Origin of the sequence: Catellatospora sp. IY07-71, from assembly GCF_018326265.1 — a bacterium.
Taxonomy (GTDB): Bacteria; Actinomycetota; Actinomycetes; order Mycobacteriales; family Micromonosporaceae; genus Catellatospora.
Genome location: NZ_AP023360.1, coordinates 545,494 through 570,672 on the forward strand (window position 1 = coordinate 545,494; position 25,179 = coordinate 570,672).

The 25,179-nt window shown below is 74.1% G+C and carries 17 protein-coding genes; 4 read left to right on the forward strand and 13 right to left on the reverse strand.

The features are described 5' to 3' along the window. The first annotated feature begins 91 nt into the window (after positions 1-91). Together CS0771_RS02440 and CS0771_RS02445 are read left to right on the forward strand one after the other, a co-directional pair. Positions 92-1,444: a UDP-glucose/GDP-mannose dehydrogenase family protein gene (locus CS0771_RS02440; protein WP_371821545.1), complete on the forward strand. Its 1,353-nt coding sequence runs from the start codon at positions 92-94 to the stop codon at positions 1,442-1,444. Positions 1,445-1,653: 209 nt separating this feature from the next. After that, positions 1,654-6,606 carry an SCO7613 C-terminal domain-containing membrane protein gene (locus CS0771_RS02445; protein WP_212839598.1) on the forward strand — a complete coding sequence of 1,651 codons (4,953 nt, stop codon included), beginning with the start codon at positions 1,654-1,656 and terminating at the stop codon, positions 6,604-6,606. A gap of 190 nt (positions 6,607-6,796) precedes the next feature. Here CS0771_RS02445 and purE read toward each other — a convergent pair whose 3' ends face one another. From purE to mca, 10 genes are all read right to left on the reverse strand, one after another. Beyond that, entirely contained in the window at positions 6,797-7,303 is a 507-nt protein-coding gene (gene purE, locus CS0771_RS02450; RefSeq protein ID WP_212839599.1) for a 5-(carboxyamino)imidazole ribonucleotide mutase, read from the reverse strand. 71 nt (positions 7,304-7,374) lie between these two features. Next, positions 7,375-8,517: a 5-(carboxyamino)imidazole ribonucleotide synthase gene (locus CS0771_RS02455; protein WP_212839600.1), complete on the reverse strand. Its 1,143-nt coding sequence runs from the start codon at positions 8,515-8,517 to the stop codon at positions 7,375-7,377. A 16-nt stretch (positions 8,518-8,533) separates the two neighbouring features. Next, entirely contained in the window at positions 8,534-10,783 is a 2,250-nt protein-coding gene (locus CS0771_RS02460) for a hypothetical protein (protein WP_212839601.1), read from the reverse strand. Between the two features lie 133 nt (positions 10,784-10,916). Next, positions 10,917-12,926, reverse strand: coding sequence for a thioredoxin domain-containing protein (locus CS0771_RS02465; RefSeq protein ID WP_212839602.1), 2,010 nt, complete (start codon positions 12,924-12,926; stop codon positions 10,917-10,919). A 737-nt stretch (positions 12,927-13,663) separates the two neighbouring features. Beyond that, entirely contained in the window at positions 13,664-13,981 is a 318-nt protein-coding gene (locus CS0771_RS02470) for a flavoprotein (protein WP_244870556.1), read from the reverse strand. 287 nt (positions 13,982-14,268) lie between these two features. Beyond that, complete coding sequence (locus tag CS0771_RS02475; RefSeq protein ID WP_212839603.1) at positions 14,269-14,979, reverse strand: PspA/IM30 family protein; 711 nt, start codon at positions 14,977-14,979, stop codon at positions 14,269-14,271. Positions 14,980-14,996: 17 nt separating this feature from the next. Continuing rightward, on the reverse strand, positions 14,997-16,595 hold the full coding sequence (locus tag CS0771_RS02480) for a hypothetical protein (protein WP_212839604.1): 1,599 nt from the start codon (positions 16,593-16,595) through the stop codon (positions 14,997-14,999). Positions 16,596-16,679: 84 nt separating this feature from the next. Beyond that, entirely contained in the window at positions 16,680-19,226 is a 2,547-nt protein-coding gene (locus tag CS0771_RS02485) for a bifunctional diguanylate cyclase/phosphodiesterase (protein WP_244870557.1), read from the reverse strand. Between the two features lie 108 nt (positions 19,227-19,334). Continuing rightward, positions 19,335-19,556 (reverse strand): hypothetical protein, encoded by a 222-nt coding sequence (locus CS0771_RS02490; protein ID WP_203755140.1) that lies wholly within the window; start codon positions 19,554-19,556, stop codon positions 19,335-19,337. A 5-nt stretch (positions 19,557-19,561) separates the two neighbouring features. Next, a complete protein-coding gene (gene mca / locus CS0771_RS02495; protein WP_212839605.1) occupies positions 19,562-20,452 on the reverse strand; it encodes a mycothiol conjugate amidase Mca in 891 nt (296 codons plus the stop codon). Between the two features lie 79 nt (positions 20,453-20,531). Here mca and CS0771_RS02500 point away from each other — a divergent pair, with 79 nt between their 5' ends. Next, positions 20,532-20,975: a DUF4307 domain-containing protein gene (locus tag CS0771_RS02500; protein ID WP_371821341.1), complete on the forward strand. Its 444-nt coding sequence runs from the start codon at positions 20,532-20,534 to the stop codon at positions 20,973-20,975. A 121-nt stretch (positions 20,976-21,096) separates the two neighbouring features. Then, on the forward strand, positions 21,097-21,585 hold the full coding sequence (gene greA, locus CS0771_RS02505; protein ID WP_212839607.1) for a transcription elongation factor GreA: 489 nt from the start codon (positions 21,097-21,099) through the stop codon (positions 21,583-21,585). Positions 21,586-21,651: 66 nt separating this feature from the next. On the opposite strand, the gene ilvA is transcribed toward greA, so the two are convergent. The 3 genes from ilvA to CS0771_RS02520 form a co-directional block, all read right to left on the reverse strand. Further along, complete coding sequence (ilvA, locus tag CS0771_RS02510; RefSeq protein WP_212839608.1) at positions 21,652-22,878, reverse strand: threonine ammonia-lyase; 1,227 nt, start codon at positions 22,876-22,878, stop codon at positions 21,652-21,654. Next, positions 22,875-23,660: a DUF4328 domain-containing protein gene (locus CS0771_RS02515; RefSeq protein WP_212839609.1), complete on the reverse strand. Its 786-nt coding sequence runs from the start codon at positions 23,658-23,660 to the stop codon at positions 22,875-22,877. Before CS0771_RS02515 ends, ilvA begins: the two co-directional genes overlap by 4 nt. A 62-nt stretch (positions 23,661-23,722) precedes the next feature. Then, the gene (locus CS0771_RS02520) at positions 23,723-25,093 is read right to left on the reverse strand and encodes an amidase (RefSeq protein WP_212839610.1); all 1,371 of its coding nucleotides are present in this window, start codon (positions 25,091-25,093) and stop codon (positions 23,723-23,725) included. Positions 25,094-25,179 lie beyond the last annotated feature (86 nt).

Here is a 25,179-nt window from a genome sequence, read left to right on the forward strand (position 1 = left end):
GCCCTTGCGGATTAGGAGACAGCGCGTGACCCTCCCGTACGCGAGCCAGCCCGCCCCCGTCACCCCTCCCTCCGGTGCCGCGCGGCCCCGGCTGACGTTCATCGGCACCGGCTACCTGGGAGCCACGTACGCCATCTGCTACGCCGAGCTCGGCTACGAGGTCATCGGCTTCGACGTGGACGTGGACAAGATCGAGAAGCTCGGCCAGGGCCAGGTGCCCTTCCACGAGCCCGGTCTCGACGAGATGCTGCGCCGCAACCTGGCCGCGGGACGGCTGCGCTTCACCACGTCGTACCAGGAGACCGCCGACTTCGGTGACGTGCACTTCATCTGCGTGGGCACCCCGCAGCGGGCCAACGGCCTGGGCGCCGACCTGACCTACGTCGAGGCGTCGGTCACCAACCTGGCCCAGCACCTGACGCGCAAGGCGCTCATCGTCGGCAAGTCCACCGTGCCGGTGGGCACCGCGGAGTGGGTCGAGCAGCTCGTCGCCAAGCACGCCCGCCCGGAGCTGGCCGTCGAGGTCGCGTGGAGCCCCGAGTTCCTGCAGGAGGGCTTCGCCGTCGACGACGTCATGCGCCCCAACCGCATCGTGGTGGCCACCAAGACCGAGTGGTCGAACTCACTGCTGCACGCCGCGCACAAGGGCGTGTTCGACCTGGCCGCCACCGAGGACCGCGAGGTGCCGGTGGTCGCCACCGACTTCGCCACCGCCGAGCTGGTCAAGGTCGCCGCGAACTCGTTCCTCGCCACCAAGATCTCGTTCATCAACGCGATGGCCGAGGTGTGCGAGGTGGCCGGCGGCGACGTGACGCAGCTCGCCCGCGCGCTGGGCTACGACCCGCGCATCGGCAACCGCTTCCTGCAGTCGGGCGTCGGCTTCGGCGGCGGCTGCCTGCCCAAGGACATCCGCGCGTTCCAGGCCCGCGCCCAGGAGCTGGGCGCCGGTGAGGCGCTGCGCTTCCTGCACGAGGTCGACCTGATCAACCTGCGCCGCCGCCAGCGCGTGCTGAACCTGGCCGCCGGGCTGCTCGGCCGCCGCTTCGGCCCGGCCGGCCCGGACCTGTCCGGCACCCGGATCGCCGTGCTCGGCGCGACCTTCAAGCCCAACTCCGACGACGTACGCGACGCGCCCGCGCTCGCCGTGGCGGGCATGCTCTCGCGCGCCGGGGCCGACGTGCACGTGTACGACCCGCAGGGCATGGAGAACGCCAAGCGCTCGCTGCCCGAGGTCGAGTACGCCAAGTCCCTGGTGGACGCGGTGGCCGACGCGGACCTGGTGTGCGTGCTGACCGAGTGGGCCGAGTTCCGCAACGCCGACCCGGTGGCGCTGGGCGAGGTCGTCAACACCAAGCTGGTCATCGACGGCCGCAACTGCCTCGACGCCTCGGCGTGGAAGTCGGCCGGCTGGACCCTGCGCGCCCTGGGCCGCCCGACGGTCTGACCGCTGATCTGCCGAAAGAGCCCATCCGCCGCGCGGGTGGGCTCTTTCACATTCCCGGGCGTTCCACGATCTTCGTGGCCGAACGCGTGCGCTGCCGCTACCTGACTGAAATGGGGCTTTTCAAAGGTCACTCCGATCAGACATGCTGCCGGTAATCGATCCACACGCCGCGTCATCGTTCAATGACGTGCCGGGAGTCGGAGGTTGCCATGGCTGCGGCCAGCACGTGCTCGATGTGTGGCCGGGAGCGGGAAGACCCCACCGTGCGCTGCCCGCACTGCGGCAACACGCCGGAGCAGCTCGCGGCCGAGGTGGCCCGGCTCAACAAGGCCATCGCCGAGATGAACGCCGAAGACGTCCGGCTGTCCGGCGAGCGCAAGAAGCTCAGTGGCAAGCTGCAGGCGGCGCTCTACCAGCGGGACATCCTGGCCCACGCCGAGGCGCAGCGGCAGAAGAAGGCCGCGCCGAAGCAGCGGCGCTGGATCCCCAAGCCGCCCGGCGCGAAGGATCCGACCGCCGCGCCGGCCGCTACGGCCCCGGCTGCCGACGGCGCGGACGTGCCCCGGCAGCCGCCCGGCCCGCCCGGTGACGGGCCCAGGCGGACCGCGCCGCGCACCGCCCCGCGCGTCGCGCCGCTGCCCGAGCACGAGCCGGAGGCGTCGCCGCGTTCGGTGCAGAACATCATGCTGGCGCTGGGCTCGCTGCTGATCGGCATCGCCGCGGTGGTCTTCGCCGCCGTCGCGCTCAGCAACGTGGACCCGGGCATCCGGCTGACCGTGCTCGCCGTGGTCACCGCGGTGCTGCTCGGCATCGCGCCGAGCCTGGTCAAGGGCGGCCTGTCGTCGACCGCCGAGGCGCTCGCCGGGGTCGGCCTGGCCCTGCTGCCCATCGACGGCTACCTGCTGGCGCAGCTCAGCCTGATCGACACCTCGCTGGTGATCGTGGCCGGGCTGGTCTTCGCGGTGACGGCCGCGATCGCGTACCTCTACCACCGCGCCACCGGCCTGACCATCCCGCGCTACGCGGTGGTGCTGGCCATCCAGCCGGTGCTGCCGCTACTGCTGTACGACCTCATCAACGGGCCCGCCGGGTGGGCCGTGGTGCTGACCGTGGTCGCCGCGCAGAACGCGGTCATCGCGCGGGCCGTGGAGATCGCCAACGCGTCCGGCTCGCGGGCCGCGCTGCCGCACACCCTGGCCGAGTTCATGCGGCGGCCGCCGGCCCGGCCCACCGCCGCCCGCGAGTCCGCGTTCTGGCTGCGCGAGCTGGCCTGGATCCTGCACGGCCTGGCTATCGCGGCGGCCGTCGTGTACGCCGTGGCCGCGCTGCTCACCGCGGACACCGTGCCGTCGGTCGGGCGGGCCGCGGCCACCCTGCTGCTCGCGGTCGCGGTCGCCCTGGTCGGCACGCTGATGCTGCGCCGGGCGCCGCTGAGCGAGCTGGCCGCCGGGGCCATGGTGCTGGCCGTGATCGGCTCGGCGGCGCGGGTCGCCGTGGTCGCGCTGCCCGACCGGGCGCTGCTGGTGATCGCCGCCGCGGTGGCGGTGACCGGGCTCGGCGTACGCGCCGTGCCGGAGCCGACCCGGCGCGGGCCGCAGCTCGCCTCCACCCTGGCGCTGGTCGTGCTGGGACTGTTCGTCGCGGGCACCGCGCTGCGGGCCGCGCTCGCGCCGGTCGCCGCGGCCTGGCCGGTGGGCTCGGCCGACGTCGACGGCTTCGGCGCCGAGATCGCGCAGCGGGCCGGGCACCCCGGCTGGCCGCTGGTGGCCACGGTCGCGCTGCTCACCGTGGCCGCCGCGCTGGCGCTGCCGGCCGCCTGGCGGCACGAGACCGTGGTCGGCGGGGCGGCGCTCACCGCGCTGGCCGCCCCGGCCTCGCTGCAGCTGAGCTGGGTCGCCACCCAGTGGGTGCTGGCCATCGCCGCCATCGTGCTGCTGGGGGCCGGGATCGGTGTCGCCGGGCTGGGCGGCGCGGGCAGCGCGCCGTGGGCCGCGACCACACCCCGGGCCGCCCGCGCGCACCTGATCGCCTCGTTCCTGGTCGGCGGGGTCGCCACGGGCGTCGCGCTGGCCCACACCTGGTCCACGGCCGGGCTGATGGCCGTGTTCACGGTGGCGGGCGTGGTGCTGGCGGGCGCGCAGCGCGTACTGCCCGCGCCCGCCGGTGAGAACCCCACGCTGTCCATGGCGGAGGGTCCGGCCGGGGCCGGGCTGACGCCGCCCGCGACGGTGCTGCTCGGGGACGCCGCGGCGGGTGCCGCGGCCTTCGCCGCGCCGATCGCGGTCGGCACCGGGGTGCTCACCCTGTTCCCGGCGGCCGGGGAGCAGGTCGCGCTGGCCACCGCGTTCCTCGCCTGCGCCGCCGTGCTGGCGCTGGTCGCGGCGCGGCTGGTGGCGCAGCGGCGCATCGGCAGCCCGCTGGCGCTGGGCGCCGGGCTGGGCGCCCTGGTGATCGCCGGGGCCGCGTTCGGGGTGGCGGACACGACCGCGCTCGACGCGGGACTCGGCGCGCTGCTGCTGATCTCGGCGATCCTGCTGGCGCTGGCCCCCTCCATCGACTCCGGCCGCCGTGCCGACCGCGCGCTGGACGGCGCGGACTTCGCCGCCGCCGCCGTCACCGTCGCGCTGGTCGCGGCGCTGGCCCGCACCGCGCACCTGATCGCCCCGCAGTACTGGCTGGTGCTGGCGGCGCTGCTGGTGCTCGCCGTGGGCGGGTGCGTCCGGCTGCTGCCCGAGGACCTGCGGCGCGGCCCGGTCGCGGGCAGCGCCGTGGCGGGCGTCGTGCTGATCGCCGTCGCGGGCTACCCGGCGCTGGCCGGCGGCATCAAGGCGCTCGCGCTGCCCGGTGAGCTGTGGGCCGCCGACCTGGCCCCGATCGGCGGCGACGTCGGCTTCGGCTGGCAGGCGCCCGTCGCGCTGATCATCCTGGCCGCGGCCAGCGCGATCACGCTGCCGCCGCCGCGCAGCCACCAGGGCGCCGCGATCGCCGCGATCCTGGCCACCGTCGGCGCCCCGGCGGCGCTCGGCTGGCCCTGGTGGGCCCCGATCGTCCTCGGCCTGACCATCGCCACCGGGTACGCCCTGGCCGCGGCCGTCGCCGTCGACCCGCGCGCGGGGTACACCCGGCTGGCCGTGGCCACCGCGGTCGCGCTGCACGCGCTCGGCGCGGCGCTGGTGCGGCCGTGGACCACCGCCGCCGCGCTCGGCATGATCGCGCTGGTCGGCGCGGCGATGGTGCTGATGGCCGTCCTCATGACCCGGCAGGCGAAACTCGCCGCCGGTGAGCCGGAGCCCGGCGAGCCGGCCGCGCTGGACCGGCGGGCCCCCGCCCACCTCGACGTGCTCGGCGGCGCGGGCGTGCTCGCCGTGCTGCTGGCCGGGCCCGCGGCGCTCGCCGCCCTGGCCGCGAGCCTGGACAAGCCCGTCGACATCGTGCTCACCGCGGCGCTCGGCGGCACCAGCATCGGCCTGGCCGCGCTCGCCGCGGCGCGCCGCCCCGCCGCGCCCTACCTCGGCTGGGGCACCGTCGGCGTGGCGGTCTCCGGCACGCTGATCGCCCTGCTCGCGCTGCCAACGTCCTATCCCGCCGGGGTGTACGCCGCCGCGGCGGTGCTGCTCGTGGTGCTCGCCGAGCTGCTGCGCACCAGCACGCGCGACCAGCTCGGGCTCACTCCGGAACGGGTGGCCGTCCCCGCGCCGCGCCGGATCCCCCGGGAGGGGCCGCAGCGCTGGCGCGTCGGCTTCGACGCCCGCCTGGAGCTGATCGAGCGCAGCCGCCGCTGGCCGTCCTACCCGGGCGCGATGGCGGCGGCCGCCGCGGCGGCACCGGCTCTGATCGCGCTGTTCTCGCTGACCTCCGCGCTGCACGAGGCGCTGGTCCGGCCGTACGACAGCCTCAACGCGATCTGGCAGGGGCCGCCCACGGCCGCGACCGGCCCCGGCGACGTCGCCGCGGTGCTCACCGCGGTGCTGCTCACGGTGGCCGCGGGCATCGCCGCGGTCGGCTTCGGCGGCGGGCCCACCCGCGCCGTGTCGGTGGTCGTGCCCGGCGCGGCCGTCACCCTGCTCATCGCCCCCGCCGGGCTCGGCCTGGCCTGGCCCGCGTCGGTGCTGGCCGGGCTCGGCGTGTTCACCGTCTGCATGCTCAGCGTCGCGCTGACCGAGCCGCCCACCGGCGAGGACACCGATCGCCCGATCCGGCTCGCCCGCGTCGCGGTGCTGCTGCTGGGCCTGGTCGCGGGCGGCGCCGGGCTGGCGGGCGCGCTCGCCACCCCCGGCATGACGATCTTCACCTTCGGCGGGGCCGTCGCCGTCGGGGCCGTCGCCGCGCTCGGCGGCAAGTCGCAGCGGGCCCGCATCCTCGGCTGGCTCGGCGCGGCGCTGGCCGCGCAGTTGTTCGTGCTGACCGTCAGCCTGCGGGTCGGCGCGAAGCCCGAGTGGGCGGCGTTCGGCGTGCTCGCCGTCGGCGCGATCCTGATCGTCGGCGCGGCGCTGCACCCGCGCTTCACCCGGCCCGAGGCGCTGCGCGAGGCGCAGGCGGTCGAGTGGGCCGGGTACACCGCCGGGGTCATCGCGCTCGGGCTCGCCGTGCGGGCACCGTCGCAGGTCGCCGCGCTGCTCGTCGGCTGGGGGGCGGTGCTCGGCATCGCGGCGACCCGGGCCGGGCGGCCCGCCGGGCAGCGCCGGGTGCTGTTCTGGGCCGCCGCGGCCAGCGAGATCGCCGCGTGGTGGCTGATCATGCGCACCGCGGACGTGGCGCTGCCGGAGGCGTACACGCTGCCGTTCGCGCTGCTCGCGCTCGCGGTCGGCCTGCTGGAGCTACGGCAGCGGCCGCAGCTGGGCAGCTGGGCGGCGTACGGCCCGGCGCTGATCGCGGGCTTCGGCCCGACCGTCGTGGTGGTGCTGGTGACGACCACGAACCCGATCCGCGAGGTCGGGCTCCTGGTCGCCGCGATCATCACGCTGGTCGTCGGCTCCCGCTACGGCCAGCAGGCCCCCGTCGCGGTCGGCGCGGCGGTCACCGTCATCGCCGCCCTGCACGCCCTCACCCTGGTCGGCACGACCTGGCTCGGCGTCCTGATCGGCGGCATCGTCCTCATCGTCCTCGGCGCCAACTCCGAACGCCGCCGCCGCGCCACCGACCGCTACAAACAGTTCCGCTGACACCCGCCCACCGCCCACCGCCGTCCGCGCGGACGCGGCGCGGCGCGGCGCGGCGCCAAGATCGTCCGACTTGCCAGGCACATGGGCGAATGCGCGCACAAGATACGCCCGAGTGCCAGGCAAGTCGGACGATCAAAGACGGCAGGCCGGACGATCAAAGACGGCAGGCCGGACGGTCGAGAGGGGGCCGTCAGAGGGCGGACTGGAGGGCGGCGTCCTTCTGGGCGACGAGTTCGGTGAGGCTGTGGGCGTAGTCGGTGAGGGCGGCGCGGAGGGTGGCGTCGTGGGCGCCGAGGATGCGGGCCGCGAGCAGGCCCGCGTTGCGGCCGCCGGCGATGGAGACGGTGGCGACCGGGATGCCGGCCGGCATCTGCACGATCGACATCAGCGAGTCCATGCCGTCGAGGTACTTCAGCGGCACCGGGACGCCGATCACCGGCAGCGGCGTCACGCTGGCGACCATGCCGGGCAGGTGGGCCGCGCCGCCCGCGCCCGCGATGATGACCTTGAGGCCGCGGTCGGCCGCCGACCGCCCGTAGTCGATCATCAGCTGCGGCGTGCGGTGCGCGGACACGACGTGGACCTCGTAGGTCACGCCGAACTCGGCCAGCGCCTCGGCGGCGGGCTTCATCACGGGCCAGTCCGAGTCGGACCCCATGATGATCCCGACCTGCGGCGCCGGGGTCTGGTCAGTCATCGCGTTCTCCTCGTTGCGCTCGCCGAAGCCGCGCACGGCGGCCCGATCCGGTGGTTCGCTGGTGCGGCCGCTCAGGCGGGCGCGGTGCCGTAGGTCAGCCAGTGGGCGGCGCGGGCCGCGCGGCGGCGGCAGTCGGCCAGGTCGGCGCCGAGCGCGGTGACGTGCCCGATCTTGCGGCCGGGCCGGGTCTGCTTGCCGTAGAGGTGCACCTTCACGCCGGGCTCGGCAGCCATCAGGTGGTGCAGCCGCTCGTCGATGGACATGCCGCCCTCCGGACCGCCCAGCACGTTGACCATGACGACGGCGGGTGCGGCGAGCGCGGTGTCGCCCATGGGGTAGTCGAGGACGGCGCGCAGGTGCTGCTCGAACTGCGAGGTGCGGGCGCCCTCGATGGTCCAGTGCCCGGAGTTGTGCGGCCGCATGGCCAGCTCGTTGATCACGAGTCCCTGCGGGGTCTCGAACAGCTCGACGGCCAGCAGGCCGACCACGCCCAGCTCGTTCGCGATGCGGATGGCGAGCTGCTGCGCCCCGATCGCGACGTCCTCCGGCAGGTCCGGGGCGGGGGCGAGCACCTCGACGCAGATGCCGTCCTGCTGCACGGTCTCGACCACCGGATACACCGCGACCTGCCCGTACGGCGAGCGGGCGACCTGCACGGCGAGTTCGCGGCGCAGCTCGACCTTCTCCTCGACGATCAGCTCGGCGCCGCTGGCCAGCAGGTCGATGATCTCCTCGACGTCGTTGACGACGAACACGCCGCGCCCGTCGTACCCGCCGCGGGCCGTCTTCACGACCGCGGGCAGCCCGAACTCGACCAGCTCGGCGGCGGTGGCGATGGGCGCCCAGCGCGGCACCGGCGCGCCCAGCTCGGACAGCCGGCGGCGCATCTGGTGCTTGTCCTGGGCGTAGCGCAGCGCGTCGGCGCCGGGGAAGACCTTGTGGCCCTCGGCGGCCAGCGCGCGGATGTGCTCGCCGGGCACGTGCTCGTGGTCGAAGGTGACCACGTCGCAGGACTTGGCGAAGGTGCGCAGCGCGGCCAGGTCGGTGTGACTGCCGAGCTGGACGTCGGCCGCGACCAGCGCCGCGGACTCGTCGACGTCGTTGGCCAGCACCCGCAGCGACTGGCCGAGGGCGATCGCCGCCTGGTGGGTCATTCGGGCGAGCTGGCCGCCGCCGATCATGCCGACGACAGGGAGGCCGGTGCGTGTGTCCATCGCTTCGGAAGTCTAGTCAGCGCCGCCGGGCCGAAGCCTTCGCGCCCTTGCGGGCGGTGGGCTGGGCCACCCGGCGCGGTGCGGCGAGCGCCAGCACCAGCGGCGTACGCTCGTCGCCCTGCCCGAACGGGTTGTGCGCGCACAGCCGGGCGAGCAGGGCCGCGGGCGGCTCGCCGGGCCGCGACCAGCCCAGCAGGCGCAGCCCGGTCTCGTCCGCGCCGACCACGGCGCAGCCTTCGAGCATGGCGTACACGTCGTCGGGCAGCGTCTTGCGCAGCGCCGCGACGATCTCCTCGGCGACCCGGTCGGCGCGGCGCGGCGGCGGCACCACCGCCAGGTGCGCGGGCGGGCAGGCCTGCTCGCGGGGCGGGCAGACGGACCGGGCCAGCGGCCCGGCGACGCGCTCGGCCCAGTTGACCCGGCCCAGCCGGGCGCAGAGCGCGGCCAGCCCGAGCCGCGCCGGGCCGGTGTGGTCGAGCGCGACCTGCATGCTCCACGGGTCGGCCAGCCCGAGCGCGGGCCCGGCGAGGCGGACCAGGCCGCGGGCGTACGAGCCGGGTTCGATCTCCCAGATGGCCCTGGCCAGGCCCTGCGCGACGGCGACCGGCTTGGCCGCCACGAGCAGGTGCCACGGCCGGCGCAGCGCCTGCCGGGCGGCCTTGTCGGCGCCGTGCGCGAACTCGGCGACGTACCAGGCGAACTTCTCGGCGACCCGGTCCCCGGCGGTGATGGGCTCGGTGACCAGGGCGTGGGTGACCCACTCGGCGCCCTCGGCGGTGATCGTGGCGGCGCGGGGCCGGGGCGGGGCCTGCCGCGCGGCGGGCACCTCGGGCTGGCGCTCGTGCGGCGCGACGACCGTCACCAGCCAGCGCTCCAGCAGGTAGCGCCGCCACAGCCGGGCCACGTCGGCCTCGCTTGCGTCGCCCAGGTGCTGCATGACGGCGAGCCCGTCGTGGTCGGTCGGGCCGTGGTGCGGGTAGAGCAGCGCCCCGATCATCTCGGCGCGCAGCCGCACCAGGATCTCCCGCAGCGGCGGCTCCAGGGTGGCGGCTTCGCTGGTGGCTCGTCCCGGCGGCCCGCCTGGACGGCGGACCACCGAGGACTCCCCACCAGCGCCGGGCGCGGCGACGGCGGCCCGCAGCGACACCGGCGGCAGGGTGCGCTCGGCCAGCACCCGCAGCTCGCCGCGCAGCGCCTCGTCGCCGGTCTCCAGGCCACGGTAGGGGAAGCGCAGCGCCACGCCGTAGCGGGCGGCGACCCGGTCGGCCAGCCGCGACAGGTGGCCCACCGGCCCGCACCAGCCGGCCGCGCCGAGCAGCGCGTCCACCTCGCCGCCGGTGGACCGGGCGACGGCCCAGGCCAGGTACGCCGACAGGTCCGGCACCGGCTCGCCGACGTCGGCGAGGAAGCCGTCGACGTCGATCTCGTCGGCGAAGAACGGCAGCGCCCGGTGCCGCACGCTGGCCTCGGGCAGCGGCCCGAGCAGCGCGGATGCGTACGCCGACGAGTCCATCGGCAGCCCCGGGAAGTTCACCGAGTACACCGGCAGCCCGCGGTGCTGCGGGTGCTCGGCCAGCGCCGCGCCGAGCACGGCCGCGCCGGGCAGGCCGGGGCCGAGCAGCACGCCCAGGCGCCCCTCGCCGACCGAGCCGAGCAGCGCCATCCGGCCCGTGATCGCCGTACCCCGGCGGCGGGCCGGCGGGTGCGCGCGGACCAGCCACCCGTCGGTGTGCCCGGCGGAGATCTCCACGACCTGGTCGGGCAGCACCCGGCGGATGCCGTCGAAGAAGGTGGCCGCGCCCTCGTCGCAGCCGCCGACCGCCAGGAACCGGGCGACGGTCTCCGGATCGGGCCGGGCGGGCACCCCCGCCGCGAGCAGCGCGGTCGGCTCGCTGGCGACCAGCACCGAGCCGCGCGTGCGGGCGTAGTAGAGCGGCGGGCCGTCGCCGCTGCGCGCCAGCACCAGCCCTTCCGGATCAGCCATGATCAGCGTATACGGGTCGGCCCCGCCGACCAGGCCCAGCGGCCCGCGCTCGGCGTACCGGTTGGCCAGGGTGCTCAGCTCGACGATGCCGTCCACGATCAGCGTGGTGGTGTCGAGCCGGTGCACGATCGGCAGCGCGGCCCGCACCAGCAGTTTCGCCGACCCGTTGACGTCGCGGGCCTCCTCGGAGCCGCGCGGAGCGAGCGCCCGGGACAGCGCGGTGAGCGTCTCGGTGGAGCTGCGATCGGAGCCGAAACTCAGCAGGGCGGCGAGACCGGCCACGCGACCATCTCCTCAGGGCAGGCTGGGCGACGGTGACTTCACCACTGCGGGGGCAGGGGCAGGCACGCCACTGTCGTTCGGGGGAGCTTTCAGCCTAGCCAGGATTGTCCGTTTGGCCGCTCATATAGTGCTATCAGCCGAGAATTGTCGCCAGTTCGACAGTTGTCGTCACGGGACGGTCGCACACGAAACCGCGGCACACGTAGGCCGTGGGCTGCCCGTCGAGCATCGTGCGGCCCGCCAGCAGCGGCACGCCCGGCGCCTCCGGGCGACCCGCCACGATCACCGCGCCGGGTGGCGCGTGCTCGATCGCGGTCAGCACGAGCGGGTCCCCCTCCGGGTCGCCGGTCACGATCGCGATCTCGTACGGCCCCGACAGCAGCGCCTCCGCGCCCGCCGCCGCATACCCGGCGAACCGCGGATGGCGGGCCAGCAGCGGCGCGACCGTGGACAGCGCCCGCTCGGCCATCTCCCGCCAGCGCGGCTCCCCGCTCAGCGCCGCATAGCTCAGCAGCGCGTTGACCAGCGACGACAGCCCCGACGGGGTCGCGTTGTCGGTCGGGTCGGCGGGCCGGATCACCAGCTGCTCGGCGTCGTCGGCGGTGTCGTGGAACCCGCCCTGCCCGTCCCGGAACCGCTCCCCCGCCACGTCGAGCAGCACCCCCGCCGCCGCCAGCCAGCGCCCGTCCCCGGTGACCTGGTGCAGCGCGCAGAACGCCTCCGCCACGCAGCCGTAGTCCTCCAGCACGCCGGCCGGCCGCCCCACCGCGCCGTCCCGCGACACCCGCCGCAGCCGGCCGTCCACCAGGTGGTGCGTCAGCAGCAGCTCACCGGCCTCGACGGCGACCGCACGGAAGTCCACCTCCTCGACGGAGGACTCGCCGCCGACCTCGGTGGAGTTGCGCCAGAACTCGCACAGCGCGGTGATCGCCAGCCCGTTCCAGGAGGCCACCACCTTGTCGTCGCGCATCGGCTGCGCCCGGTCGCGGCGCGCCGCCATCATCAGCCCGCGCACCCGCGACCAGCGCTCCTGCACCTGCGGCGCGGCGTCGTCGATGTCGCGCTTGAGCACCAGCACCGACGTACCGTGCTCGAACGTGCCCGCGCCGGTCACCCCGAACAGGTCCGCCGCGAACTTCGCGTCGTCCTCGCCCAGCACCTCGGCCAGCTGCGCCGGGGTCCACGAGTAGGTGGTGCCCTCCACGCCCTCGGTGTCGGCGTCCAGCGCCGAGGCGAACCCGCCCTCCGGCGTCTGCAGATCGTTGACCAGGAACAGCGCCGTCTCGGTGGCGATCCGCTGCGCCAGCGGATCCCCGGTCAGCCGCCAGATCTCGTTGTACGCCCGCAGCAGCAGCGCGTTGTCGTACAGCATCTTCTCGAAGTGCGGCACGGTCCACGTCGCGTCCACCGCGTACCGGTGGAACCCGCCCGCGAGCTGGTCGTAGATCCCGCCCCGGGCCATCGCCTCACCGGTGTGCCGGGCCAGCTCCAGCGACTCGGCGTCCCCGGCGCGCCGGTGGTGGCGCAGCAGGAACAGCATCAGCATGTGCGGCGGGAACTTCGGCGCCCCGCCGAACCCGCCCCGCACCGTGTCGTAGTCGCCGCGCAGCAGCTCCACCGCGTGGTCCAGCAGCTCCTTGGTGATCTCGGCACCGCCGCCGAGCGGGTTGCGGGCGATCGCCTCCACCACCGCGTCACCCTGCTCCAGCACCTGCTGCCGCTGGTCCCGCCAAGCGTCCGCGACCGCGCCCAGCAGCCTCGTGAACTGCGCCTTCGGGTAGTACGTGCCGCACAGGAACGGCTTGCCGTCCGGAGCCGCGAAGATCGTCATCGGCCAGCCGCCCTGACCGGTCATCGCCTGCGTCGCCGACATGTAGACCGCGTCCACGTCGGGCCGCTCCTCGCGGTCGACCTTGATCGCCACGAAGTGCTCGTTGACCAGGTCGCCCACGACCGCGTCCTCGAACGACTCGTGAGCCATCACATGGCACCAATGGCACGCCGCGTACCCCACGGAGATCAACACCGGCACGTCGCGGCGCTTCGCCTCCGCGAACGCCTCCTCGCTCCACGGCCACCAGTGCACCGGGTTGTCAGCGTGCTGCAGCAGGTAGGGAGAGGTCGCGTCGCCGAGTCGATTCACGCTTTCACCCTCTCACAACCGCCCACCCCGTCCGGGTTCGTGGCGCGCTTTCCGGGAAAGTGCACGAATAGCCGGTCCCGGACGTGCACTTTCGGGGAAAGTGCGCCCAGCGGCGGCCTAGGCGATCTTGGCGCGGCCGGCGATTCCGCCACCCCAAGTAGATCTTGTGCAGTTCATGTCGCCCGAACGACACGAAGTGCACAAGATCCGCCTGCCGTGCAGTTTTCGATCTTCACTAAGTGCTACGAGCCGGTGCGGGCGCGAACCAGAAACGTCGGGTGCCCTCGACCGGCATTCGTGGGGCGCCCGATCTCCCGGCATTCGATGTCGGCGAACCCGTGCTTGTCGAGACGCTCAGCCCACTCCGGGGCCGTGAAGTCCCATCGGGCGGCCGCCGTGACCCCGTTCAGGTGCGACCAGGAAAAGGCGAGGGCGCCTCGGAGCCGGCGGCGTACTGCCGGGAGCATCGCGTCCGGATCAACGAACCACAGCGCTCCGAACACGGAGTACATCGCGTCGAACGGCTCGTCACCGGCTTCGAGGTAGTCCAGAGCGTCGCCGTGGACGAGGTCGAGGTCCGGCCACCGGTTCTTGGCATGGGCGGCAGCCGCCGCGGCGCGCGGTCCTACGCGTACTGATCCCAGCTCCCAGCCATGGCATCAACCCCATTCGAATGGTGGCGGCGGTGGTGCGGGTCCACGTGGCGGCGTCCTTGCCGAGAAGCGGGGAAGTTGTGCTCAGCCGCTCTCCGGAAGGAGGTCGAGGAGGCCACGCCAGCGGTACGCATCGTCGGCCTGTGCAGGGCGGAGCGCGTTGCACTCGGTCAGGGTGACTCCCCAGGCGGCCAATTCCGACAGGTGCCGCTCGAACGCCGGGTGGGCGGCGAGAGTGGCCTTCGCGTACGGGCTGACCACGATCGGCACCCGCCCGCCGAGCGCGCTGTTGAGCACCCCGAGCGCTGCGTTGTCGTTGATCCCGGACACCCACTTGTTGATCGTGTTGAAGCTGGCCGGGGCCACGATCACCATCTCCGCGTCCACCTCCCAAGCCCGCACGAGGTCACCGTCCGCGCCCAGTGCGCGGTCAAGTATGGGCACCAGATCGGCTGGGCAGCCACGGTGGCCGAGCTCCACATTGTCCCGAGTGGGCCGGGGAGCCGGGTCCAGTGATCGCCGCAATCGTCGTGCCGCGGGGACATCCAATCGATAAACAGCTGAACAGCTCCCGAGCTTCTCCCCCGCCTGCCGTCACCACCCTGCCAACGCTGGCAGCGCCGCCCTGGCCTGCTCAAGCCCTGTCAGGATCCTGGCCCCGGTGCAGGACCGGGATCCGCGTGATCGGGTCAGCGGCCGGACTTCATGGCGGCCAGGCGCGATTCGATCTCCTGGTCGCGGGAGGCTCGGGAGAGCTCCTCGAACTGGGCGTCGATGGTGGAGGCCTGGAGTTCCTCCTGGCCCTTCAGGCGGGCCTCCTCGCGGCGGACCATCTCCTCGAAGCGGCTGATCTCGGTGGTCGGGTCGAGGGCGTTGATGCTGTTCATCGAGGACTGGACGCGGCCGCGCGCCTCGCTGACCTTGGCGCGGCCGACCAGCTCGTCGCGCTTGCGGCGCAGCTCGTCGAGCTTCTCGCGCATCTGGGCGACACCCTGTTTGAGCTGGTCGGTCACCTGGGTCTGCTCGGCGATCATCGGGGCGAAGTTCTTCACGTCGTTCTCGTACGCGATCTGCTTGCCGATGGCGATGCGGGCCAGGTTGTCGAACTTGTCCGCGTCGGCGGCGTTGGTGGCGCGCACCTGGTCCGCCTTGGCGCTGGCCGCCTGGGCCTTGACCTGCCACTCCTGCGCGTTCTGCTGCGCCTCGGCGGAGTCGGCCTCCAGCAGGCGCAGGTTGCCGATGGTCTGCGCCACCGCGTTCTCGGCCTCGCCGATGTTCGCGGTGTAGTCGCGCACCATCTGGTCGAGCATCTGCTGCGGGTCCTCGACGTCGTCGAGGATGGCGTGGATGTTGGCGCGGGCCATCTGGGTGATCCGTCCGAGGATCGACTGCGCAGCCATGTTCGTGTTCCCCTCTGCTACTTCTCCGGTCGCGTCCACGTGCTGGGGCCGCCGTAGCGGCCCTGAACCGTCCGCGACCCGGGGGCCGTCGCGTCGTCCTGGTTGCTCTCGCCGGTCAGGCCGAGGCGGAAGCCGCCCATGCCGCCCCCGCCGAGCATGCTGTCGAGCAGGATGCCGCCGAGGATGGCGCCGCCCATGCCGCCCGCCCCGGCGGTGCCGAAGCCGCCGGGGCCGCCGATGACGACCGGGCCGCCGCCCGTCTGGCCGTATCCGGAGGGGAAGGACCAGCGCTCGACGTCGTCCCGGGCCGAGTCGACGGCCTGCGCGGCGAGGTCGTGCGCCCGCTCGGCGGCCGACAGCGCGGCGACCGGGTCGGTGCTGCTCTCGGCGCGGGCGAGCTGCGCGTGCGCCTCGGACAGCCGGGCCCGTGCGGTGGAGCCGACCGCGCCGCGGCGGGTGGTGATGTAGTCGGTGGCCGCGTCGACCGCGGCGCGTGCCGCGTGCAGCGCCTGTTCGAGCTGGCGGCGGGCCTGCTGGGAGCGATCGGCGGCGTCGCGTATCGAGCCCATGGCCTGGGCCAGGCCGGCCGCGGCCGTCTCCAGGCGGCGCATCATGCCCAGCGGGTCGGTCTTCGCGCCGGTCAGGTGTACGCGTACGTCGCCGGTGACCTGGTCGGCGCGGGCGACGGCGGCGGCGAGGTTCATCTGGCCGGCCCCGCCGACGTCACCCGCCGCCTGCATGGCCGCCTTGCCCGCGGCGACCTCGGCCTGCACCTCGTCCAGCAGCCGGGTCACGTTGGCCCCGGCTGCGTCCAGATCGGCCGCGCCCTTGTCGAGCGCCGCCAGCAGGCTCGACGCCTGGCCGACGGCCTGCTCGGCGCCGCGGATGGCCAGTGCCGCCCGGCCCCGGTCCTTCGCGGCCAGCGCCGTCGCGGCCGCGTGGAGCTGCTGGTCGGCGAAGTCGAGCCGGGCGGTGGCCTCGGTGGCGTTGCCCGCGATCGGGGTGAGCGCGCCGTCGGTGTAGCGGTCGGCCAGGCGGGTCAGCGTGGCCTCGGCGGCGGGCAGCGAGGCGCGCAGCTGCGCGGCGCGGGTGGTGAGGCCCGCGCTGAGCTCCTCGGCGTTGGCCTGCATGGCGCGCAGCTTCTCGAACGCGTCCGCCTCGGCGTCCAGCCGCCGGTCCATGGCCGCGCAGCGGTCCACTATGTCGCGCAGCAGCCGCCGCTGGGTGGGGTCGTCCTCGGGGATCTCGTCGTCGAGCTGGTGCCGGATGCGGAACGCCGCGGCCAGCTCGTCGTTGGCGGCGGCGACCGCGGCGGCGTACGCGGTGACGGCGTCCGTGCCGTACTGGGCCGTGGCGAAGCCGAGTTCCTGCTCGCTGGTGCGCACCGCGTTGTCCACGGCGACCAGCTGCGCGTTGGCGTAGGTGTTGAGCTGCTGCGTGGTGTACGCGGCGAACGGGTCCGCCGGGCCCGCAGGCGGGTGCGGGGCGGACCCGGCCTGCCCCTGCCGCCTGCGCCGCCGCCCCAGCATGGTGAACAGCAGCAAGACGGCCAGGCCCGCGACGATGAGGCAGCACAGCACCGAGAAGAGGTCGACTTCGCTGCTCTGCACGGGCACGTGATCACGATATCGTCCGGAATGCCCGGTAATCGCACTAATCGACTGCGGCTGATGCGCCGCGCTGAGCGGGAGAAAGAAGGGTCAGGAGGCGGTGCCCGTGCCGGTGCGGGGGCGGACCGAGCGGAGCGGGGCGGCGGCCAGCGCGAGGGCCCGCAGCGACTCGGTGATCTGGTCGGCGGGCAGCGGGCGGGAGAAGTGGAAACCCTGGCCGGCGTCGCAGCCCAGGCGGCGCAGCGCGGTGCGCTGGTCGGCGGTCTCCACGCCCTCGGCCACCACTCGCAGCCCGAGCTGGCGGCCCAGGTCCACCACGGCCTGCACGATGGCGGCGGCCTGCTTGGAGTCGGCCATGCGCGCCACGAAGGTGCGGTCCACCTTCAGTTCGTCGACCGCGATGCGGGTGAGGAAGGTCAGCGACGAGAAGCCGGTGCCGAAGTCGTCGACGGCGAACCTGACGCCGAGCTCACGCAGCTCACGCAGCACCTGGTCGGTGACGGGCAGCGGGCTCAGCACGACGGTCTCGGTGATCTCCAGGACCAGCTTCTCGGCGGGCACGCCGTGCCGGCGCAGCAGCTCGGCCACATCGGCGGGCAGCTGCGGGTCGAGCAGCGAGCGCGGCGAGAGGTTGACCGCGACCGGCACGTCCACACCCTGCCGCAGCCACTGCGCGGCCAGCGCCAGCGCCTGGTCGAGCACGTGGTGGGTGAACCGGCCGAGCAGGTCGCTGGCCTCGACGGCGCGGACGAAGTCCTTCGGGATGAGCAGGCCGCGGCGCGGATGGTGCCAGCGGATGAGCGCCTCGACCCCGGTCGGCGCGCCGCTGCGCAGGTCCACCGCGGGCTGCAGCATCAGGTGCAGCTGGTCGTCGGCGGCCAGCGCGGTGCGCAGCTCGGCCACCAGGGCCAGCCGGTCGGTGCTGGTGCGGTCGCGGTGCTTGTCGTACCCGGTGACCCGCGCCCCCGACTCCTTGGCCTGGTAGAGCGCGATGTCGGCGCGGCGCAGCAGCTCCGTCAGGTCGAACTCGCCGGCGGTGGCCACCACCACGCCGACGGACACCTCCGCCGACAGCGTCACCCCGGCCACCTCGGTGGGGCTGGCCAGGGCGGCGGTCAGCATGCGGGCCCGGCGCTGCGCCACCACGGTGGCCGCGGTCAGCCGGTCGGGCTCGTCGTGGTCCGTGGACAGCCCCGGCAGATCGGTCACGAGCAGCGCGAACTCGTCGCCGCCCAGCCGGGCCAGCAGCTCGCCGTGGCCGACGTCGGCCGACAGCCGGGTGGCCGCGATCTGCAGCAGCTCGTCCCCGGCGAGGTGGCCCAGCGTGTCGTTGACCTCTTTGAAGTGATCCATGTCGAGCAGCAGCAGGGCCACCGGGGTGCGCGCGTCCAGCCCGCGCAGCACCGCGTCGCCGCGGTCCATCAGCGCGTCGCGGTTGAGCAGCCGGGTCAGCGGGTCGTGGTGGGACTCGTACATGGTGCGTTCGCGCAGCTCGCGCAGCGCGCTGTGGGTGGCCGCGTCGTGCAGCGCGGCGGACAGGGCGTCCCCGAACACGGCCAGCCGGTGCTGGTCGTTGAGGCCCCACCCGCGCTGGCGCAGCGGCCGCAGGGTGAGCACGCCCACCCGGCCGCCGGCCACCTCCAGCACCCGGGTCAGCGGCGGGATCCGGTCGGGGTCCACCCCGGACGCGGCGGGCGCCGGTTCGATCTGGATCTCGTCCCCCGTGCGGGCGGACCAGCGGTAGCGGGTCTGCGAGCCGAGCACGGTCAGCTCGGCGGCGCGCACCGGGAACAGCGAACGGGCCGCGTGCAGGCCCTCGCGGGCCACCGCGACCTCGTCGAGCCGGTGCAGCGAGCGGCTGGCCTGCGCGAACGCGCGCCACGTGCGGCGCTCCTCGTCCTCGTGCACACGGTGCACGTAGAGCTGGTGCAGCAGCCACAGCAGCGGCGGCAGCACCCACAGCCAGCTGGTGCCCCACAGCCGTACGGCGACCAGGCCCAGCGCCACGTTGCCGACGATCATCACGGGCGTGCCGCGCAGCGCCTGCCAGACCACGCCCACCATGGACTGCCCGTCGCGTACGGCCAGGTGCACCGCGAGCAGGCCGGCACTGGTCAGCAGGTAGGTCAGCGCGGCCAGCACCACCACCACGGCGGCCTGCGCCGTCATCGGCTGCACGGGCACGCCGCTGCCCTGGACGACGATCGCCGCCAGCCCGGCGGCCAGCGTCAGCGAGGCGGCCGCGCGGACCGTCTCCACCGGACTGGTGCGGTTGCCGGCGACCAGCGACACCACCGGTTTGGCCAGCAGCACGCCGATGCCGGCGGCGGCCGGCACCCAGGACACCGGGACCAGGATGAAGCCCACGATCAGCGCGGCCTCGCCCCAGTCCACATCGATGCTGGTGGAGCCGACCCGCATGCGCAGGCCGAACAGGTGGGCCAGCGTGATCAGGCCGATGAGCAGGCCGAACTGCCGGAGGTCACCCTCGCGCGCGCCGAGGATCAGGCCGGACCCGCCGGCGAGCACACCGGCGACCACGAGGACGGAGATGACGGCGCGGGCACGAGGCGTCAGCGAAGCGGCGCCGGACCGGCGATACAGCCCGTCCACCGCGCGCGTCAGCCAACTGCCCATCTGGTGCCCCCTGTCCGGGCGCGCATGCGGCGGAGGGCCGCCGCCTCGGGGAAGGCGACGCTCTCCGGCCTGACGCGACAGGTCCGGGGCCGGGTCCCTCGGTCCGCCTCAGCGAGGGTCCGGCACGGCGGGTGTGTCGGTCGGCGCGCCGTCACTCATGCTCGCCGAATCGAACGTCTCGGGCAACCGCTTCAGCCTTTGATTCATGTTGCGAATCAGGAAAACAGTTGCAGCGGCCAGGAGCAGGATCAACAGCAGCGCCATCGGGCCGGCGAGACCGTCGCCCGACCGGGTGTCGCCGAAGTTGTTGTCGGCCAGGAACTCCAGCATCTGCCTCACCTATCCGTCGCCGCCGGCTCGCGTACACCGGCGAACAGGTCTTCCTCGGGGATCGCGGTCGCCACGCTGGACCGGACCAGCTGGTAGTCCTCGGTCGGCCAGGCGGCGCGCTGCACGGTCAGCGGCGCGCGGAACCAGGGACCGTCCGGGTCGATCTGGGTCGCGTGCGCGCGCAGCGCGTCGTCGCGCAGCTCGAAGTACTCGCCGCAGGGCACCCGGGTGGTGATGCGCGGCGACTTGTCGCCCTGCCAGTCGTCGTTGAGCCGCTCGCCGTACGGCGACTCCAGCCCGGCGGCCAGCATGGCCTCGTGCATCGCGGTGAACTTCACCTTGGTGAAGCTGATGTGGTAGTAGACCTTCGGCACGTCCCAGGCGTCACCGAACTCGGGGAAACGCGCCGGGTCGGCGGCGGCCTCGATCGCGGCCATCGAGATCAGGTGCGTCTGGATGTGGTCGGGGTGCGGGTAGCCGCCCTCCTCGTCGTAGGTGAGCAGCACCTGCGGCCGGAACTCGCGGATCAGCTTCACCAGCGGCGCCGCCGCCTCCTCGACCGGCACCCGGGCGAAGCAGCCCTCGGGCAGGCCGGACGGGTCGGCCGGGTCGTAGCCCTCGATCCAGCCCGAGTCGACGAAGCCGAGCCAGGCCTGGTCGACGCCGAGGATGTCGCGGGCCGCGGCCATCTCCGCGCGGCGGATCTCGGCGATGTTCTCCCAGACCTCCGGGCGGTCCAGTTTCGGGTTCAGCACGTCGCCGCGCTCGCCGCCGGTACACGTGACGACCAGCACGTCCACGTCCTCCCGGGCGTAACGCGCCATCGTCGCGGCACCCTTGGACGACTCGTCGTCCGGGTGCGCATGCACCGCCATCAGTCGCAGCCGCTGCGTCACCGTGCTCTCCCCACGTGCGAGAATGGACCCCAACAGTGTTCCTCACGCCCCCGACACGCCTAGCGAAGGACCCCCACCGGTGACCGAGACCTCCACCGACACCGCCGCCGGCCCGGTGGCCGAGCGCGCGCCGTGGCCGGCCGGGCGTTACGGACGCCGGCGCGAGCGCCGTGGCGCCTCCCGCCCCGCCGTGCTCGCCCTGGCCCTCGTCGCGGCCCTGGTGTTCACCTTGATCGGGGTGCGCCTCTATCGGGCGTACGGTGACGGAGACTACACAGCCTCGGTGACCGCCTTCGACGAGATCACGGACACGCAGGTCGTGGTGACCTTCATGGTCCGGCTCCCGGCCGGCGGCGAGGCCGTCTGCCTGGTCCGGGCGCGCGACAAGACCGGCACCGAGATCGGTCGGGAAGAGGTCACAGTGCGGCCGGGCGCGGAACCGGAGCGCACCATGGTGAGCCACCGCCTCGTGACCACGGGGCGGCCGGTCACCGGAGAGGTTAAGGGCTGCCACCCCGCCTGATCCGCTGGTAGGTTGGTAACTTCGCCCATCGCGCTCAAGGAGGCAGGTACCTCTTTGGCGCCGGCGGTCGAGCACCGCCCGCACGAGTCCGAAAAATCCGTAAGACCTGAGGAGAACGCCCGTGTCCACGACTGATGCCACCTGGCTGTCCCAGGACGCGTACGACAGGCTCCAGGCCGAGCTCAACGAGCTCATCGCCGCCCGCCCCGCGATGGCCGCGGAGATCAACGCCCGCCGCGAGGAGGGCGACCTCCGTGAGAACGGCGGCTACCACGCCGCGCGCGAGGAGCAGGGCAAGGCCGAGGGCCGGATCCGCCAGCTCCAGGAGCTGCTGCGAGTGGCCCGCGTCGGGGAGGCGCCGAAGGGTGACGGCGTGTCCGTCGGCACCGTCGTCACCATCTACTTCGACGACGACACCGACGACACCGAGACGTTCCTGCTGGGTTCGCGCGAGATCGCGGCCACCACGGACCTCACCGTCTACTCCCCCGAGTCGGCGCTGGGCCAGGCCATCACGGGCGCCCGCAAGGGCCAGACCGTGACCTACACCGCCCCCAGCGGCCACGACATCAAGGTCACCATCGTCTCCTTCGAGGCCTTCGCGGGCTGACCTCCCGTTCTCGTGAGCAAGGCTCCCCGCGGACCGCGCGGGGAGCCTTGCTCGTTCGGTATGGGTTCAGCTGAAGTGCCCGCCCACGTCGACCTGGTAGCCCGCCCCGCGCAGCGCGCTGACGAGCTGGTCGGAGTGCTCCGCGCCACGGGTCTCCACGCTCAGCTCGACCTCGACCTCGCCCAGGTGCAGGCGCGGGTCGTGGCGCTGGTGAGCCACGTCGAGCACGTTGGCCCGCAGGTCCGCGATCAGGCTGAGCAGTGCGGCGAGCTGCCCCGGCCGGTCTGCGCAGCGGACGTTGACGTGCAGGTAGCGCCCGGCGGCGCTGAGCCCGTGCTCGATCACCCGCAGCATCAGCAGCGGGTCGATGTTGCCGCCGGAGAGCACCGCCACGACCGGGGTGCGCACCTGGACCTTGCCCGCGAGCAGCGCCGCCACGCCGACCGAGCCGGCCGGCTCGGCGACCAGCTTGCCCCGCTCCAGCAGCATCAGCAGCGCCCGGGAGATCTCCTCGTCGGTGACCGTGACGACCTCGTCCACCAGCTTGCTGATGTGGGAGAAGGTGAGGTCGCCGCAGCGCCCCACCGCGATGCCGTCGGCGATCGTGGCCACGCTCGGGATGCGCACCGGCCGCCCGGCCCGCAGCGCGGGCGGCACCGCCGCGGCGCCGGCGGCCTGCACGCCGATGACGGTGATGTCCGGGCGCAGCGCCTTCGCGGCCACGGCCAGGCCCGAGATCAGCCCGCCGCCGCCGATGCCGGTGATGATGGTCTGCACGTCCGGGCACTGCTCCAGGATCTCCAGCCCGACCGTGCCCTGCCCGGCGATCACGTCCGGGTGGTCGAACGGGTGGATGAAGACCGCGCCGGTGCGCTCGGCGAACTCCTGCGCGGCGACCAGCGCCTCGTCGACCGTGCCGCCGCTGAACTCGACGCGCGCGCCGTAGCCCTTGGTCGCGGCGACCTTGGGCAGCGGGGCGCCCACCGGCATGAACACGGTGGCCTTCGTCTTGCAGAGCCCGGCCGCCAGCGCCACACCCTGCGCGTGGTTGCCCGCGCTCGCGGCGACCACGCCCCGCGCCCGCTCCTCGTCGCTCAGCCGGGAGATCCGCACGTACGCGCCGCGCACCTTGTAGGAGCCCGCGCGCTGCAGGTTCTCGCACTTCAGCCAGGTCGGGCCGCCGAGTTTGGCGGACAGCGGCCGGCACGGCTCGACCGGGGTGGTGCGTACGACGGAACGCAGGCGCTCCCGCGCCGCCTCGATATCAGCCAGGCTGACCAGCTCAGGTGTCACAAGCCGATCGTGCCACCCGGCGCGGCGGGCATGACCACGGGGACGCGCGCGGCCAGCCCTTGCTGGATGCGCGCGTGCTGCGCCCGGGTCACCGAGAAGATCAGCATGCCCAGGCAGGACCCGGCCACCACGGTGAGGAAGGCCTGCGCGAACCCGAACATCACCAGGTTGTCGAAGTACTCGATCAGCTCCGTGGCGCCGGCGTTCGGCACAGGATCGAACGCCCCGGCGACCCGCCCGACGCAGTAACTCCCCAGCCAGGCGGCCCACCACGCGTACACGGCGGCATTCACCCAGTCGCGCCGCAGGCTGCCCTCGGCCACGTCCCGCATCACCCGCAGCGGGATGAAGAAGTTGCCGATCGGCACGAACCAGCCGCCGATCGCCCAGCCGGGCTTGTACTCGGCGCTCGCCTCCGGGAAGGCGTCGATGTTCTTGCGGGCCCGCCACAACCAGATGATCAGCAGCACGGCGGCGACGGCCATGAAGGCGAGATCCACCACGACCGCGCCCAGCTCGACCCGTTGCGCGACGGCCAGCAGCGCCAGGTCGCCCGCGTCGACCGCCTTGCGGACCTCGTCGCGGACGAAGATCTCGGACGCCGCCGACAGCAGGGTGACCACCGACGAGATCGCCACCGCGACCAGCGCGGCCAGGCCGATGCCGCGGACGCCGTACACCCTGGACTCCGGCCACAGCAGCGGCGCCTGCCGGTCCAGCCGGCAGTGCTCGCAGCGGATCAAGGTCGGGTCGGTCTCCGCCGAGCAGTAGGGACAGCGCACGATGATCTCCAGGTGAGGGGATCCGCAGCTTAGAGGATCACCGGCTGCCGCGCTGCCCCGCGTCAGGGGCGCGGGAAGCCCGGCGCGTGGCGCCGCCACGGCGCGGCCAGCTCCAGCTGACCCGCCACGGCGAGCAGCAGCAGCTCGGTCCCGGGCGGGCCGACCAGCTGCACCGCCGCGGGCAGCCCGTCCGGGCGTACGCCCACCGGCAGCGTGAGCGCTGGGAAGCCGGTGATGTTCCACGGCGCCGCGAACGGGGCGTTGCGCACCTGCGCCGCGACGTTGGACAGCCAGCCGCGCCGGTGCCAGGCCGCGGCGCGCAGCGGCGGGCCGGTCAGCACCGGGGTGAGCAGCAGGTCCACCCCGTGCTCGACGAAGAAGCCCAGGCTCCGCTCCCGGAACTCGGTGCGGTCCCGCTCGCGGACCAGGCCCCGCCGCCAGGCCCAGCCGCCCGCCGCGATCAGCCGCCGGCTGCGCTTCTGCAGGCCGCGCCGGTCCACCTCCGCCGCCTCGGCGTCCCGGTAGCCGGCCGCGAACCAGGTCGCCAGGCCGCGCAGGCCGAGCGAGGTCGGGTACACCGGGTCGGCGGTCAGCGTGTCGTGGCCGCACTCGGCCAGCAGCCGGGTCGCGTCGGCCACCGCGGCCCGGTTCGCCTCGTCGGCGCTCGCCCCGGCCACCGGCGAGCGCAGCGACACCGCGATGCGCAGCCGGCCCGGCTGGCTCAGCGGCTGCGGCGTACGTCCCGCCAGCACCGCGTGGCCCAGCGCCGCGTCGGCCACCGTGGTCGCCAGGACGCCGTGCTCGACCAGGCCGAACCAGCCGTCGGCGCCCAGGTTCACCGGCAGCACGCCGCGCCCCGGCTTCAGGCCGATCAGCCCGCAGCAGGCCGCCGGGATGCGGATCGAGCCCAGGCCGTCGTTGGCGTGCGCGATCGGCACCAGGCCCGCGGCGACCGCCGCCGCCGCGCCGCCGGACGAGCCGCCCGGGGTGCGGTCCAGCGCCCACGGGTTGCGGGTCACCGCCGAGTCGTCGTCGGTCACGCCCCACAGCCCCAGCTCGGACATCCGGGTCGTGCCGATCACCACCGCGCCCGCCCCGCGCAGCCGGCGTACCAGCTCGTGGTCCTCCTCCGCGACGGCCTGCCGGGCGCCCGCCGAGCCGTGCCACGTCGGCAGGCCCGCGACCGGGGTGTTCTCCTTGACCGCGATCGGCACCCCGGCCAGCGGCAGGCTGCTCATGTCGGTCTGGTCGTCGACCTTCTCCGCCTCCGCCGCGGCCTCGGCGGCGCGCACCGTGCGGAACGCCGCCACCACCGGGTCCGTGCCGGTCAGATAGTCGAGGTGGTCCGCGACGACCTGCGTGGCCGACGTGTCGCCGCGGCGGACCGCGCGCGCGATCTGCTTGGCGGTGGCCCCGACCCAGGTGTCTGCCATCTCTTTCCTCCACCACACGACTGCGAAACCGGGGATCCAGTATGGAGTGCGGTGACGCGATGTGAGCAACAGGAGCCTTGCCGCGA

What these genes read in the sequence shown, in the direction of transcription:
- CS0771_RS02445 (WP_212839598.1), top strand. Translation starts at nt 1,654, where the DNA reads ATGGCTGCGGCCAGCACGTGCTCGATGTGTGGCCGGGAGCGGGAAGAC.
- purE (WP_212839599.1), bottom strand. Translation starts at nt 7,303, where the DNA reads ATGACTGACCAGACCCCGGCGCCGCAGGTCGGGATCATCATGGGGTCC.
- CS0771_RS02455 (WP_212839600.1), bottom strand. Translation starts at nt 8,517, where the DNA reads ATGGACACACGCACCGGCCTCCCTGTCGTCGGCATGATCGGCGGCGGC.
- CS0771_RS02475 (WP_212839603.1), bottom strand. Translation starts at nt 14,979, where the DNA reads ATGGCTGCGCAGTCGATCCTCGGACGGATCACCCAGATGGCCCGCGCC.
- CS0771_RS02485 (WP_244870557.1), bottom strand. Translation starts at nt 19,226, where the DNA reads ATGGGCAGTTGGCTGACGCGCGCGGTGGACGGGCTGTATCGCCGGTCC.
- CS0771_RS02490 (WP_203755140.1), bottom strand. Translation starts at nt 19,556, where the DNA reads ATGCTGGAGTTCCTGGCCGACAACAACTTCGGCGACACCCGGTCGGGC.
- CS0771_RS02520 (WP_212839610.1), bottom strand. Translation starts at nt 25,093, where the DNA reads ATGGCAGACACCTGGGTCGGGGCCACCGCCAAGCAGATCGCGCGCGCG.